Below are 14,652 nucleotides of genomic sequence, written 5' to 3'. Positions count from 1 at the left end.
CCTCATATTCTAGAAAAGATGGCAGGAAACGGTGCGTCCGGGTGAGATCTGACGGCCCGTTGGGGCTTCGGCCCGGCAGCGGTCCGTCGCGAAGGAGCAACGTGGGTGGAAGGCACAGCCCGAGGGCGGGTTGAGCGGCGACGGAATCTCCCCTTTGACTGCCGCGAACTTGCGCCTCCGGTTCTTGACCGATGGAATATTTTCGAGAAGTGTGCGCGTATAGGGATGTGCCGGATCGGCGAACAACTCCTTCGTCGGGGCCAGTTCCACGATCTCACCCAGATACATGATCGCCACGCGATCAGCGATGTGGCGCACCACCGACAGATCGTGACTGATGAAAAGATAGGTGAGCTTGCGGCTTTCCCTCAGCTTGAGGAAGAGGTTGATCACCTGTGCCTGGATCGACACGTCGAGCGCTGCGATCGGTTCGTCGCAAACGAGGAATTGCGGCTCCACGATGAGGGCGCGGGCAATGTCTATGCGCTGCCGCTGCCCTCCGGAGAACTGGTGGGGGTAGCGGCTGCGGTAAGCGGCATCCAGCCCAACCTCGCGAAGCGTGTCGTCCACGCGGCTTCGTATTTCCTTGCTCGTCGCCATCCTGTGGACGCGCAGCGGTTCGGCAAGAATATCCCCCACCTTCTGGCGCGGGTTGAGGGAGGCATAAGGATCCTGAAAGATCATCTGCACCCCAAGCGTGAACTCCTTCAGCGCCTCGCGAGAAAGATCCGAGACAAGCTCGCCCTTGTAGACAATCTCGCCGTGGGACGGGGGCGTGATCCCGGCGATCATCCGGCCAAGCGTGGATTTGCCGCAGCCGGACTCGCCGACGAGGCCAAGCACCTCGCCCTCTTGCACGGCAAGATTTACCGACCTGACCGCCTTCAGGACCGGAATCTCCGGCTTGCGTCCAAAGAGGCTGAGAAAGCGCTCGGCCAAGACCGGCCTGCGGGTGAATTCCCGACCCAGCCCGCGCAGCTCCAGTACGGGCGTGACCTCTGCTTCACCGGGGATATCGGCGGCCATCAGCATCACACGGTCTCCTCGACGGAGAGCGGATGGTGGCAGCGCCAGCTTCGCCCTTTTTCGTCAAACGCAGGCAGCGGCTCCTCGCGGCGGCAAAGTTCAGTGGCATGGTCGCATCTGGGAGCAAAGCCGCAACCCGCCGGTCGGGCGAAGAGCGGCGGCGCCGCACCCTCGATCTGGCGCAACGGTTCCCCTGCCGGGACGTCGCCTGGAACGGAATCAAGCAGTCCGCGCGTATATGGATGGCGCGGACGATCGAGGACGTCGTCGGTGGACCCCATTTCCACGATATCACCCGCATACATCACGGCGATGCGGTCGGCTAGTTCGGCCACCACGCCAAGATCATGCGAAATCCATATGAGCGCGGCGCCGCTCTCCTGCTGCAAGCGCTGTACCTCGGCGATGATCTGGCCTTGGATCGTAACGTCGAGCGCCGTGGTCGGTTCGTCCGCGATGATCAGGTCCGGGCTGTTGAGAAGCGCGATCGCGATCGCCACGCGTTGCCGCATTCCACCCGAGAGCTCATGCGGATATTGATCCACGCGCTTTTCCGGCGACGTGATGCCCACCTTGTTCAGACCGTCGATGCAGCGGCGGCGCACTTCGGCCGCTTCGACCTTTTCATGTTCGGTGATGGCCTCGGCCATCTGCTGTCCGATCGTCAGCACCGGGTTCAAGGTCGTAAGTGGATCCTGGAAGATCATCGCGAGGGACGAGCCCCGGATCTGTCGCAGAGATTCCGCATCGATCCGGCGAAGATCGCGGCCCTTGAAGCAAACCTCTCCCCGGGTGATCTCCCCCGGCGGATCGATCAGCCCGAGAATGGAAAACCCCGTCACCGATTTCCCCGACCCGGATTCTCCCACCAGGCCGAGAATCTCCCCTTCGTGAACGGTCAGATCGAGCGAATTGATGGCGGGCCATGCACCCTCGACGTCGTGAAAGACGGTTTGCAGCCCGCGGACTTCGAGCACCGGCGATGTTGTCCGTTGACGTGTCATGAGCGTTTCGGATCGAGCGCCGTGCGGAGACGGTCGCCGACGAGATTGAGAGAAAAGATGAGGATGACCAGCGCGACGCCGGGATAGAAGCTGATCCAGTAATCTCCGCTCATCAGATAGTCGAAGCCGCTGGCCACCAGCAATCCGAGCGAGGGCTCGGTCACCGGCACCCCCACCCCAAGGAAGGAGAGCGTCGCCTCCAGCGTTATGGCAGACGCGATCTGCACGGTGGCGACCACGAGAACAGCGTTCAGGCTGTTGGGCATGATGTGGCGGAACATCACTCGCGCTTTCGTATAGCCAAGGCTGAAAGCCGCCTCGACATATTCCTTTTCGCGTTCGGACAGCGCGGCGGAGCGCATGATCCGCGCGTAGTTCGCCCATTGCACCATCACGATGGCGATGATGACCTTGTCCACGCCCCGCCCCATCATCGCCAACAGCACGAGCGCAACGAGGATGGTCGGGAAACCCAGGATGAAGTCCACGAGCCGCATCAGCAGCGCCTCGATCCGGCCGCCCAGCACTGCCGCGACGAGCCCGACACAGATACCGATGACCAGCGCGATCGCGGTGGAGATCAGCCCCACCATCAAGCTCACCCGCATGCCATAGAAGATCGCGGAGACCATATCGCGCCCCTGCTGGTCCGTTCCCAGCAGGAAGACGGTGCCGTCGAAACTCTCCGAGCCCGGCGGCAGGCGGTTGTCCATGACACTGAAGGCGGTCAGGTCATAAGGATTCTGCGGCGCAAGGTAGGGCAACAGAAACCCGATCGCCACGATGACCAGCAGCGCGATCATCGAGCCCCGGATGCTGGGCCGGCGCTTCACCTTGCGCAGCATGGCGCGGCGAGATGGCGTATCGGTGATCGGTGGCCGACGCGCCGGAACAACGGAAGAAGATTGCGTCATGACATGCGCTCCACCAATTTGACGCGCGGATCAAGGACGGCATAGGCGAAATCGACGAGCAGGTTCACCGTGACGAAGATGAAGGTGACAACCATCACGTAGGCGACCACCACGGGTCGGTCGAGCTGGTAGATCGATGTGATCAGCAGCTTTCCCATGCCGGGCCAGGCAAACACCGTCTCGGTGATCGTGGAGAAGGCGATGAGGGAACCGAACTCGACACCGAGCACCGTAACGATGGGGATCAGAATGTTGCGCAGGATGTGACGGCGGACGATCGTCTGGCGACGGACACCCTTGGCGCGGGCGAACTTCACATAGTCCTGATGAACGGCTTCGGAGGCACCGGCCGCAGTGAGCCGGATCAGCAGCGCTATGTTCGGAATGGCGAGATTGACGACCGGCATTGCCATATGCCTCAGGCCGTCAAGCGTCAGGAAACTGAACGGGACACCGAGAACCTCCACCGTCTCGCCCCGCCCGGAAGCAGGTAACCAGTTCAGCCAGACCGCGAGCAGGAGGATAAGCACCATACCCTTCCAGAAACTCGGGATCGAATAGCCGAGAATTGAGCCGGTCATCACCATGCGGGAAGCGATGCTACCATCGTTTAGTCCGACCCAGAGGCCGATCGGAATGCCGACGATGCTGGCCAGAGCCAGAGCGCAGACGACGAGCTCGAATGTGGCCGGCATCCGGGAGAGGATGAGGCTCAGCGCCGGTTGACCATGCACGAAGGAGGTGCCGAGATCGCCATTGAGCGCATTACCCAGAAAAGTCAGATACTGCGCCCAGATGGGACGGTCCAGCCCGAGGCGCGCGATCATCTGTTCCCGTTCGAGCTGCGTCGCTTCCGGGCTGATCAGCAGATCGACCGGGTTGCCGACCGCATAGACGGCCAGGAAGACGGCGACCGACACGGCCAAGAGCACGGCGATGCTCTGCAGCATGCGCTGCGTAATGAAAAGGGTCATCGGAACGTGTCCTGAGATGGGCCGCGCCGGCCCGCCACAAACCGGAACTCGAGACTGCCGGATCGGAGCGGGCTTACTCGCCCGCGTCCGACGTGATCTTGTAGGCCAGCGTATACTGGTCCTTCCGACCCTCGTAATTCAGCCCCTTCCGGTGAGCCCAGATGGAGCTTTCAAAGTGGATCGGGATGAAGCCGAGCTTGTCCACGGCCATCTGCTCGGCCTTCTGGAGCAGCGCCTTGCGTTCGTTTTCATCGATCGTGGTGATCGCTTTCAGCAGGACCTCGTCGAATTCCGGATCCGACCAGGCGCCATAGTTTGAGGCGCCGACGCCCAGATCATCATTTTCCGTGGTCACATATTGGCGCAGGAACGACGCCGCCCCGCCCTCACTGGACCCCCAGCCGCCCATCGAGAAGCTGAATTCCTTGTTGCTGCGGCGGGTGAAGAAGATCGAGCGGGTCATCGCATCCAGTTCGGTCTGGATCCCGACACGGGTGAGGAATTGTGCAATTGCCTGCGCAACCTGCGAATCGTTGATGTAGCGGTCATTCGTGGCGTGGAACGTTATTTTGAACCCGTCCGGATAACCTGCCTCGACCAGCAGCTCCTTGGCGCGCTCGGGATCATAGTTCAGCGGCTCGGGGTTCTCGATCCCCCCGAACATGCCGTCCGGCACGAACTGATAGGCAGGCTGGGCGAAGCCGTCCATGATCCGGTCGACAATGGCCTGCCGGTCGATCGCCAGGGACACGGCGCGTCGCACACGCTCGTCCTGGAACGGGTTGGAGCCGTCGTCCGCTTCGACGAAAGGACTGTCCTCGCGGCCGATGTCCATCTGCAGGAAGATCACGCGGTTGGACGCGGCGGCGGTATATTCCAGATCGTCCCTCTTCTCGATCTGGCCTATGTCGCGTGCGGCCGGGTTCTCGATCAGATCGTAGTCACCGGAGAGAAGACCGGCCAGACGGGGACCAGCACTCGGCACCGGAACAAAGCTGACCTTGTCCCATTCCGGTGCTTTCCCCCAATAATTCTCGTTCCTCGATATGGTGATGCCGGCACCCTTGCTGAACTTCTCCAGCACGAACGGGCCGGTGCCAATCGCAGCATCGCCATTGTTGAAGTCATCCACGGTCGGCCAGGCGCCGGTCACGCCGCAATCGTTCTCCAGATCGAAGGACAGGTCCCCGTGTTCCACGATCCCATCGCTGAGAACCAAAATCTGCGATAGCAATTCGGGTAGCAGGGGCTCGACATTCTTGGTCTTGATGCGGATCGTATAGGGGTCCGGCGCCTCGACGGAGGCGAAATTGGTCACCTCCGAGGACGCGGTCGCGGCAACGCTGCCCTCATTGTTCATCACCCGGCAGAATGTGAAAATCACGTCGTCAGCGTCGAATTTCGACCCGTCCGAGAAGGTCACGTCGTCGCGGAGTTTGAATACCCAGGTATTGTCGTCTTCCGTATCCCAGGAGAGTGCGAGAGATGGATGGACGTTCTGGTCGGCATCCAGTTCGCCGAGCGCCGAGAAAATATGCATGGCCAGGGCGTTGTTCGGTGAAACGTCGTGGTAGTGCGGATCGACCGCCGTGGGCTCGGATGCGAGCCCAATCGTTAGATCCTCCGCAGCCGCCGGAAACACCGCCATCGCGAGCGAGATAGCAGCACATGCACTGAGTTGTCGATGAATCACATCCATCCTCCTTCTACCGTTCCCCGTGTGTTCTTGGTTAGACGCTTGTTGTCATTGCAACATTTATTACAGTAGAATGAAATGTATGAAACATCAATAGCGGCCAGGAGCCCGGTCGGAATGGTCAGGACCTTCTACTCAGACGTGGCCCAAAGGGTCTCCAAGGCGTATGCGACACTCAGCCCGGGACACCGTCAGATTGCTGATTTCATACTGAAAAACGCGACTGAAGCTGCCACCATGAACAATGTGGAACTGGCCACCCGATGCCAGGTCTCGACCGCCACCGCGACCCGTTTTGCCCGTGCTATCGGATTCGCGAGTTTCGCTGATTTCAGGGAATCGCAGATCAACGCCATGCGGAACGATCTGTCCCATGCCAACAAGCTCAGCCGGGAAATCGACTCGGCGGCCTCGCATTTCGACCTGGTCAGGAACGGACTTGAACAGGACCTCAGCAACCTCCATGCGACAAGCTCCGGTCTCGACGAGGGGACCTGCACGCGCGCAGTCGATCTGATCTTGAAGTCGGACCGCGTCTTTGCCTTCGGCGCGGGGCTCAGCCAGCATGCGATCGGCGTGCTCATGCACGGGCTGGAGCCCTATTGCCGCGGCAATGCCACCAATATCGGCCCTATGGGCAATGGCAACACAGCGATCCGGCGCGTGCTGCACTGCACCGAAAACGACCTCGTGATCACGTGCTCCCTACCCCACTACTCCGCCGATACGATCGAAATCACTCAGATCGCGCGACAGAAAGGCGCTTCGGTGATCTGCATCACCGACCGTCCGACGAGCCCGCTGACAAAACATGCGCACGAGATATTCTACGCCCATTCCAACCGACGGCTTTTGCCGAACTCCATCACCTCCGCTGTCGCGATTGCCGAAGGCATCATCGCCGCGGTTGCAAACCGTCGAACGGAGGGCCTCGCAGTGTATCGAACGCTCGACGCGCGGCACAGCCTCGGCACCAAGCAGGCGGAATAGATCCCATTCTGTTGGTCATTTCGGGATGCGGTCTGTCTGAAGGAGACGGGCTGCGATTTCTCGCCGCCGAGGCAATGTCGCCCCGCCGCTGGAACGCGGCCGGGGAACGTCGGCTAAGCGGAAACGTTCCCGTCTGTTGAAGGCACGACCAATCGACTCTGGTCCTCGAAAGGCGCGGTGCTGACCGTGCGACGCTGCCATGGAGAATTGCCGGCATGAGAGGCGTATAATGAAGAAAGTCTATGAAACGGTCGCGTTGGGGTATTTCGCTTTGGCCACGACGACTTTGCTGCTTTCGGCCATTCTCCTGGTGAGCTTTGCGGTTTGGGAAGTCGCTGCCAGCGTTTTTGCGAGCGACGCCGAAATAGTCGATCGCGTTCGCAGTTTGCTGGATGGCATAGGGCTGATGATTATCGGCTTTGCCGTGGTGGAGGCGGCCACCTTCATTGCGGAGGAAGAGTTGTTCCGAAAAAGAGAGTTGCGCTCCACAAGAGAGTCGCGGCGCTCGATTACGAAGTTCATCACGATCATCGTCATCGCCGCCAGCCTGGAGGCGCTGGTGATGGTTTTCAAGACGAGCCGCGAACAGATCCCCGAGGTGATCTACCCGGCTGCCCTCTTTGCCTCCGCGATGGTGGCACTCGTGGCGCTGGGCCTCTATCAATGGCTCTCCAGCCGTGTCGAACGTGAGAGCGATTAGCGCGACGTGCGTCCATGCGGACGCACGGCACGCGGACATGCGTGAGCCTTCAAGACGCGCGCAACCCGGCTCCAGGAAGCGGACATCGAAACCAGCAGGTCACCGGAACACCCCGGCCACGTTCGAGTTCTCGACGAGGAGAGCCCGTAAGGAGGAACTGACGATCTTGATCGAGGACAACGGGCTGACCACGAAGCGGCCTTCCGTCCGAAGGAGCGAAGATGGCGGAGAAAAAAGATACCGTAATCATCACCGGGGGCAGCGGGTTTCTCGGCCGTGCGCTTGTCGCGAAGCTTCGTCGGCAATTCGATGTCGTCTCACTCGATCTGAAGGCCGCGAAGGGCGGCCCGGAGCCAGGGCTTTTCGTCGAGATCGATCTCACCTCGGACGACAGCGTGAAAGCGGCACTCGAACGCGTACGCGAGCATGCCGGGAATCGCATCGCATCCGTCATCCATCTCGCCGCCTATTTCGACCTCACGGGGGAGCAAAACACGAAATACGACGAGATCACGGTGCGTGGTACCGGGCGTCTGCTTGACGGGCTACAGAGCTTCGAGGTCGAGCAGTTCGTGTTCGCCAGCACCATGCTGGTGCATCAGGCCGCCCGGCCCGGCGAGAAGATCGACGAAAGCCGTCCGCTCGATCCGAAGCTGCCCTATCGCGCGTCGAAGGTGGAGACCGAGGAGATGATCGCGCAGAGGCGCGGGAGCATTCCCGTCGTCTATCTGCGCCCGGCCGGCGTCTATGACAACCGGTGCAGCAATCCGTTCCTTGCCCACCAAATCTCCCGCATCTACGAGCGGAGTCCCAAGGCGCGCGCCTATCCAGGCGACCTCGAGACCGGGCAGTCATTCCTTCATCTTGACGATTTTGCCGAGGCGATTCTGCGGCTCGTCGAGCGACGCGGGGAGCTTCCGCCTGAGCTGCCGCTCCTGTTGGGCGAGCCGGAAACGATCGGCTACGGCGAGATGCAGCGCGAGATCGGACGGCTGATCCACGAAGAGCCGTGGGAGACCTGGCATGTTCCCAAGCCTCTCGCAAAGACGGGGGTCTGGATGGAAGAGGAAGTCCTGGACGAGGATTCCTTTATCAAACCGTGGATGGTCGACATAGCCGACGACCACTATGCGCTGGACATCACCCGCGCCAGAACGCTGCTCGGCTGGGAGCCGGCCCACTCCCTGCGCGAAACCCTGCCCGGGATGATCGAAGCCCTCAAGGCCGATCCGCATGGCTGGTACCGGGCAAACAAGCTGAACGCATCCAAGGTCGCCGGGCAAGGCCGGCCGGTCGCCGGGCATCCCGGCCGCGACGGCAAGGCGATGCAGGGGCATATGCACGAAATGGCCGAGATGCGGCTGCACATGCTCTGGGTGCATTTCCTCGTCGTCGCGCTCGGGGTCTGGCTCCTGACCAGCCCGTTCCAGTTCGCGCTGTTCAACCCGGAGATCGCTGCCGGCGTGGCCCACGACGTCACGCAGGAGCGCGGCTTGTGGGAACCGGCTCTGCGCAACGCCATCACCGGCTGGAACGAGATCGTATGCGGGCTTCTCCTGATCCTGTTCGGCTCGCTTGCGCTGAACCCAAGGCTGCAGTGGGCGCAATGGGGCACGACGATCGTCGGCCTGTGGCTGCTCTTTGCGCCCCTCTTCTTCTGGACTCCGAGCGCCGCAGCCTACGCCAACGACACGATCGTCGGTGCGTTGGCCATCACCTTCTCCGTGCTGGTGCCGATGATGCCAGGCATGAGCCATGAAGGCATGATGGACGAGAGCGAGATGCCGGCAGGCTGGACCTATTCGCCCTCCTCCTGGCTCCAGCGCCTGCCGATCATTGCGCTCGGCCTCTTCGGTTTCTTCGTCGCCCGATACCTGGCCGCCTACCAGCTCGGCCATGTGGATCACATATGGGAGCCGTTCTTCTCCGGCGACGGCACGCAGAACGGGACGGAATCCATCATCACCTCCGACGTCTCGCGCGCCTGGCCGATCCCGGATGCCGGGCTGGGAGCGACGAGCTACATGATCGAAGCGCTGATGGGCGTCATGGGCTCCTCCAAGCGCTGGCGCACCATGCCCTGGATGGTTGCGTTCTTCTTCATTCTCGTGGTGCCGCTCGGCGGCGTCTCGATCTTCTTCATCGTCATTCAGCCGATCGTGATCGGCACCTATTGCACGCTCTGCCTGATCGCCGCCTTCGCCATGCTGGTGATGATTCCGCTGACCGTCGACGAGGTCGTCGCCATGGGCCAGTACATGATGCGCAGCCACCGCGCCGGCCGGCCGCTGATCCGCACCTTCCTGCAGGGCGGCCCAGATGCCGGAGGCAAGGCGGACGACCGCGCCGGCTTCGGCGAGCCGCTGCGCAGGCAGGCCGAGGCATCCGTGCTGGGCGTGACGGTGCCGTGGACGCTGGTCGCCAGCTCGGTCCTCGGCGCCTGGCTCATGTTCTCCCGCCTCGTCTTCGGCACCGAGGGCGCGATGGCCGACAGCGATCACCTGGTGGGCGCGATGATCATCACCGTCGCGGTGATTGCCATGGCCGAGGTCGCGCGGCCGCTGCGGTTCCTGAACGTCTTCTTCGGTCTATGGCTCATCGCGGCACCATGGATGCTTTCGGGCGCGACTGCCGGGGCGGCCTGGAACGGCGTGATCTGCGGCCTTCTCGCAATCGCACTCAGCCTGCCGCTTGGAACGCGGAGCAGCGAACACTATGGAAGCTGGGATCGCTATGTTTTCTGAACACGATCTCGATGCGCCGGCCGTTCGTTCCGCAATGGCGGCAGGTGATCCGGTACAGATCGAACTTGCGCGCGCTGCTGGCGCCACCCGTATCCACGGCCATCCCGGGACGAAAGGATAGTCGACCGAAAAGGACGTGACCGGCGCCGAGGCCTCCACTCTCTGGTCCGGCAGGACGCCGCGGCAACGGCCGCGGAAAACTGACGGGCACTGGAGGATGCAAAGCGAAATCCCGTCACACTTGTCACTCTCACCCGGCCACCGCTCGGCTTTATATTCCCGCTCGATCCTGCAACGGCAGGCAATGGCGATCGACCGGGAGCCGAAGAATGGCAATGTCAGCAGCGAACAACGGAACCGCAACGGCTGGCTGGCTCGCTTATGCCGCCTCGCCGACCTTCGCCCTCATGGGCCTGATCGCGGCACACGATGCGGCCGGGATCGCGCTCTGCTCCGCAGGTTCGGGCATTCTGCCGGTCGACGGCATGACCGCGATGTACCTGCTGATGAGCCTCTTCCACCTGCCGCCCTGGCTGAGGCTTGCTTCCACCGCCGGGCGCGCATCGAACCGATAACCAAAGGAGACCGACCATGAACCATCCGATCGTTTCGCGGGAAGAGTGGCTGACCGCCCGCAAGGCGCTGTTCGCCAAGGAGCGCGCCATCACCCACGAGCTCGACGCGCTGCGCGCCGAGCGCCGGCAGCTGCCCTGGGTGAGGATCGAGAAGCCCTACGTCTTCGAAGGGCCCGACGGCGAATGCACGCTGGGCGACCTGTTCGGCGGCCACAGTCAGCTTGCCATCTATCATTTCATGCTGACGCCGGGTTCGGACCATCTCTGCCCTGGCTGTTCGTACACCGCCGACCATGTCGACGCGGCACGCCAGCATTTCGAGCATGCGGACCTGGCCTTCGCCGCGGTGTCGCGCGCGCCGATCCAGCGGATCGATGAGGTCAAGAAACGGATGGCCTGGACCTTCCCCTGGGTTTCCTCGGGCGACAGCGACTTCAACTACGATTTCGGCGTGTCGTTCACGGAGGAGGATCGCACCGCCGGCCGTGCGACCTACAATTTCGGTCTCACGCCCATCCGCAAGAGCCCGGACATGTTCGGCGTCAGCATTTTCGTGAAGGACGAGGACGGCGACATTTTCCACAGCTATTCGACCTATCACCGCGGCACCGAGCTGCTGATGGGCGCCTTCAACTGGCTTGACCTGACCCCCAAGGGCCGCAACGAAGGTGATGGCACCATGAGCTGGGTCCGACTGCACGATGAATATTGAACAGGGCATGGCCGGACATCACAGATAGGGCGCAGAACTGAAGTCCGATCAAGTCGAGCGCGTTCAGTCGGCCCCGCGTGCGATCATGCCCGGACTGGCGAAGCGCTTCTGGTAAAGAAAGACCGCGAGCCCGACGGCGAGGCCCCCGAAATCGGTCAGCCAGCCGCCCTTGATCATGCCCAGAGCACCGATGAGCAGGACGATCCGCAGCACCACGTTGAGCGGTCCGAAGAACCACGCCTGCACAGCGGCGGCCAGCAAGTAGATGCCGAGGCTCGCGGTCACGAAGACGTGCAGGATCTCCAGCCATTCGCCCTGCATTAGCAAGGCCTGCGAGTAGAAGAACATGAACGGGACGACGAAGGCGGCGAGGCCGAACTTGAAGCTCTCGACCGAAGTGCGCATGGGATCAGCACCTGAAAGGGCCGCGCCGGCATAGGCTGCAAGCGCCACCGGCGGCGTGATCGCCGACATCACCGCGAAGTAAAAGACGAAGAAATGCGCCGTCAGCACCGGGATGCCGAGTGCGGTCAGTCCCGGCGCGACCACCGCGGCCGCCACGGCGTAGGCAGCCGTCGTCGGCATGCCCATGCCGAGAATGATGGCGATACACATGGCGAAAAAGAGCGCCAGAAGCTGGTTCTGAGCGGCGATTGCGAGCAGGAGGCTGGAAAAGCGCGCTCCGACACCGGTGAGCGCGATGACGCCGACGATGATGCCGGCGCAAGCGCAGACGGCGACGAGCTGCAGCGACATGCGTGCGGCCATGTCCAGTGCCCTGGCGAGAGCAGTGGGGCCCATGCGGTCCGGCGTGAGCCAGCTCACCACCGCCGCGGCGATCATCGCGAGCGTGCCGGCGCGGATCACCGAATAGCCGGCAAAGAGGGCGTAGACGAGGATGATGATGGGGATGAAGAGATAGACCTGCTTGAGCAGTTCCTTGAAAATCGGCAATTCCTCCCTCGGCAGCCCCTTCATGCCGAGCCTGGTCGCCTGCAGGTCGACCATGAAATAGACCGAAGCGAAATAGAGGATCGAGGGGATGATCGCCGCGATCACGATATCGGTGTAGGGGATGCCGGTCACCTCGGCCATGATGAAGGCGCCTGCCCCCATGATCGGCGGCATGATCTGCCCGCCGGAGGAGGCGGCGGCCTCGATGGCGCCGGCGCTGCGGGCGGGATAGCCGACCTTCTTCATCAGAGGGATCGTGAGCGAGCCGGTGGAGACCACGTTGCCGGCCGAAGTGCCGTTGATCATGCCCATCAGGCCGGAGGCGAAGACGGCTACTTTTGCGGGTCCACCGCGCGCCCGGCCCGCCGCGGCGAAGGCGAAGTTGACGAAGTAGTCGCCGACGCGCGAAGCCTGCAGGAAAGCGGCGAAGGTGATGAAAAGGATGATGTAGGTCGAAGACACCGCGATCGGATCGCCCAGGACTCCCTGATCGGTAAAGATGTAGGTGAAGAACCGCTGCGCGTCATAGCCGCGATGGGTGAGGAAGCCCGGCAGGTAAGGCCCGGCGAAGGAATAGAGGATGAAGATGCCGGCAATGGCGACCAGCGCCAGCCCAGCCACGCGCCTCGTTACTTCGAGGATCAGGATGACACCGACCAGCGCTGCATAGAAGTCGCCGGGTTGCGCCAGCGCGGTTCCCGCCCGAAGCCGCAGGGCGGTGACGTTGAACAGGATGTAGCCGAGCACGGCGAGCGAGGCCACACCCAGCATGTAATCGTGCCACGGCGCGCGCTCCGCATCCCGCAGTGGAAAGAACCAGGCCGAAAGCACCGATGCGACAGTTCCCGCAAGGAGCGGGATTCCGAAGGTGGAAAAGACAAAACTTGGCGGCAGGGCGATGCCGGCTGTCCACCATCCGGCCCAGGCATAGGCGATCATGGCGGCCCCATAGCCGATCCCGCCAACGCCGATTGCCAGGAGCGGCCATTCGAGCGGATTGCGACGGTCATCTGCCGGCGCCTCGGCAACGACATCGCTCGAGGAATAGACGAGGAAGGCCAGGAGCAGTCCGCCGCAGACATGGAGCATGCGATAGGTCCACGGCTCCAGCGGATACAGGTTCATGACGAAGATGTGGAAGGCCGTGTAGACGATGGCCATCACCGCCACCGCATAGCCGAGGGAGCCCCTGTGGCTGCGCTGGTTCGTGGCCAGCGGCTCTTCGTCCACGCCCTTGGCGATGACCGTGGTGCTGTTCTTGGCCTCTTTTTTCTCGGCACCGGACATGGCTTCCTCCCTGTCGCCGGATGGACGGGCAGGCGGCAGCCGGGCCGCCGCCTGCACCTGACGAGCGAGATGCTTCTACTGGCCCTTCAGCTCGTCGGGGATCGTGACGCCCTTTTCCTCATAATAGCGCACCGCGCCGGGATGGTAGGGAAGGAAGGTGTTCTTATCGATATTCTCGGACACGGTCTCGGCCGCGCTGGCATGGATCGCCTTCATGCGATCATTGTTTTCCATCACCAGCTTGGTGATCTCGTAGGCGAGGTTCTCCGGCATGTCCTCATGGGCCACGGCGAAGTTCCACATCGCGACCGTCTGCTGCGGGTCCGGGAAGCCCTCGTAGAGGCCGCCAGGCACCTCGAAGGCGGCAAGTTCCGGACGTGCATCCAGGATCGCCTTCTGCTGCTCCGGCGTGAAGCCGAAGATGTTGACGTCGTTCTCGGCCGCGATCTGCGCAAAGGCGGCAATCGGCACGCCGGCAGCAAAGGCGAAGGCATCGATGAGACCATCCTTCACCTGCCCGATCGCATCGTTGGCGCCGGAATAGCTCACCTCCGGGCTGACGCCGACGATCTCGAAGAAGCGCGGCCAATAGGTGGCGGCCGTGCCGCCCGCTGGCCCGACGGAGACGCGCTTGCCGTCCAGGTCGTCGACCGAATCGATGCCGGAGGACTTGAGCGCCACACCCTGGAAGGGCGTCTGGTACATGGGGAAGAGCGCGCGCAAGCTCTTGTGCTCCACGCCCGGAGCCAATTCGCTCTCGCCCGTCCAGGCTTCGTAGGCCGGTCCCATCGTGACGAGACCGATCTGATGGTCGCCGGTTTCCACCAATGTGGCGTTCTGCACCGGGCCGCCCGTGACTTCGGCAGAGGCGTTGATGCCGAGATCGCTGGAGATCATGCCGGCGAGACCCGTGCCGTAGATGAAATAGGTGCCGCCCTGGCTTGCCGTGCCTATCGTGAGGCTCGACGGCCAGTCCTCCCTGTCCTGGGCGAGCGTCGGCCCGGCGAGGGCGAGTGCTGCCGCGTTCAACGCGGCCAAAACGAGCATGCGCATGGCAATCCTCCCTGAGTGCGAAC

Annotated in this window: 12 protein-coding genes; 5 read left to right on the top strand and 7 right to left on the bottom strand. The window is 62.5% G+C overall.

The window, feature by feature from the left end; translation table 11 throughout:
* Positions 1-9: 9 nt before the first annotated feature.
* The 5 genes from PVE73_RS08810 to PVE73_RS08790 form a co-directional block, all read right to left on the bottom strand.
* Positions 10-1,026 carry an oligopeptide/dipeptide ABC transporter ATP-binding protein gene (locus PVE73_RS08810; protein WP_277367391.1) on the bottom strand — a complete coding sequence of 339 codons (1,017 nt, stop codon included), beginning with the start codon at positions 1,024-1,026 and terminating at the stop codon, positions 10-12.
* A 5-nt stretch (positions 1,027-1,031) separates the two neighbouring features.
* A complete protein-coding gene (locus PVE73_RS08805) occupies positions 1,032-2,030 on the bottom strand; it encodes an ABC transporter ATP-binding protein (protein ID WP_277366575.1) in 999 nt (332 codons plus the stop codon).
* Positions 2,027-2,944, bottom strand: a complete 918-nt coding sequence (locus tag PVE73_RS08800) for an ABC transporter permease (RefSeq protein WP_277366574.1) — start codon at positions 2,942-2,944, stop codon at positions 2,027-2,029. Before PVE73_RS08800 ends, PVE73_RS08805 begins: the two co-directional genes overlap by 4 nt.
* Positions 2,941-3,918: an ABC transporter permease gene (locus tag PVE73_RS08795; protein ID WP_277366573.1), complete on the bottom strand. Its 978-nt coding sequence runs from the start codon at positions 3,916-3,918 to the stop codon at positions 2,941-2,943. Before PVE73_RS08795 ends, PVE73_RS08800 begins: the two co-directional genes overlap by 4 nt.
* 73 nt (positions 3,919-3,991) lie before the next feature.
* Positions 3,992-5,611, bottom strand: coding sequence for an ABC transporter substrate-binding protein (locus PVE73_RS08790; protein WP_277366572.1), 1,620 nt, complete (start codon positions 5,609-5,611; stop codon positions 3,992-3,994).
* An 81-nt stretch (positions 5,612-5,692) separates the two neighbouring features.
* Here PVE73_RS08790 and PVE73_RS08785 point away from each other — a divergent pair, with 81 nt between their 5' ends.
* The 5 genes from PVE73_RS08785 (at position 5,693) to PVE73_RS08765 (ending at position 11,335) form a co-directional block, all read left to right on the top strand.
* The gene (locus PVE73_RS08785) at positions 5,693-6,604 is read left to right on the top strand and encodes a MurR/RpiR family transcriptional regulator (RefSeq protein WP_346772407.1); all 912 of its coding nucleotides are present in this window, start codon (positions 5,693-5,695) and stop codon (positions 6,602-6,604) included.
* A gap of 229 nt (positions 6,605-6,833) precedes the next feature.
* Positions 6,834-7,304 (top strand): hypothetical protein, encoded by a 471-nt coding sequence (locus PVE73_RS08780; protein WP_277366570.1) that lies wholly within the window; start codon positions 6,834-6,836, stop codon positions 7,302-7,304.
* A 221-nt stretch (positions 7,305-7,525) separates the two neighbouring features.
* Positions 7,526-10,048: an NAD-dependent epimerase/dehydratase family protein gene (locus PVE73_RS08775; RefSeq protein WP_277366569.1), complete on the top strand. Its 2,523-nt coding sequence runs from the start codon at positions 7,526-7,528 to the stop codon at positions 10,046-10,048.
* A gap of 329 nt (positions 10,049-10,377) precedes the next feature.
* Entirely contained in the window at positions 10,378-10,623 is a 246-nt protein-coding gene (locus PVE73_RS08770; protein WP_277366568.1) for a hypothetical protein, read from the top strand.
* Positions 10,624-10,639: 16 nt separating this feature from the next.
* A complete protein-coding gene (locus PVE73_RS08765) occupies positions 10,640-11,335 on the top strand; it encodes a thioredoxin family protein (protein WP_277366567.1) in 696 nt (231 codons plus the stop codon).
* A gap of 63 nt (positions 11,336-11,398) precedes the next feature.
* Here PVE73_RS08765 and PVE73_RS08760 read toward each other — a convergent pair whose 3' ends face one another.
* Both PVE73_RS08760 and PVE73_RS08755 read right to left on the bottom strand, forming a co-directional pair.
* Complete coding sequence (locus PVE73_RS08760; RefSeq protein WP_277366566.1) at positions 11,399-13,576, bottom strand: TRAP transporter permease; 2,178 nt, start codon at positions 13,574-13,576, stop codon at positions 11,399-11,401.
* Between the two features lie 75 nt (positions 13,577-13,651).
* Positions 13,652-14,629, bottom strand: a complete 978-nt coding sequence (locus tag PVE73_RS08755) for a TAXI family TRAP transporter solute-binding subunit (protein ID WP_277366565.1) — start codon at positions 14,627-14,629, stop codon at positions 13,652-13,654.
* Between the last annotated feature and the right edge of the window lie 23 nt (positions 14,630-14,652).

This window comes from Chelativorans sp. AA-79, assembly GCF_029457495.1.
GTDB lineage: Bacteria > Pseudomonadota > Alphaproteobacteria > Rhizobiales > Rhizobiaceae > Chelativorans.
Note: the sequence above shows the minus strand (reverse complement) of the source record. Positions and strands in the feature narration are given on the sequence as shown.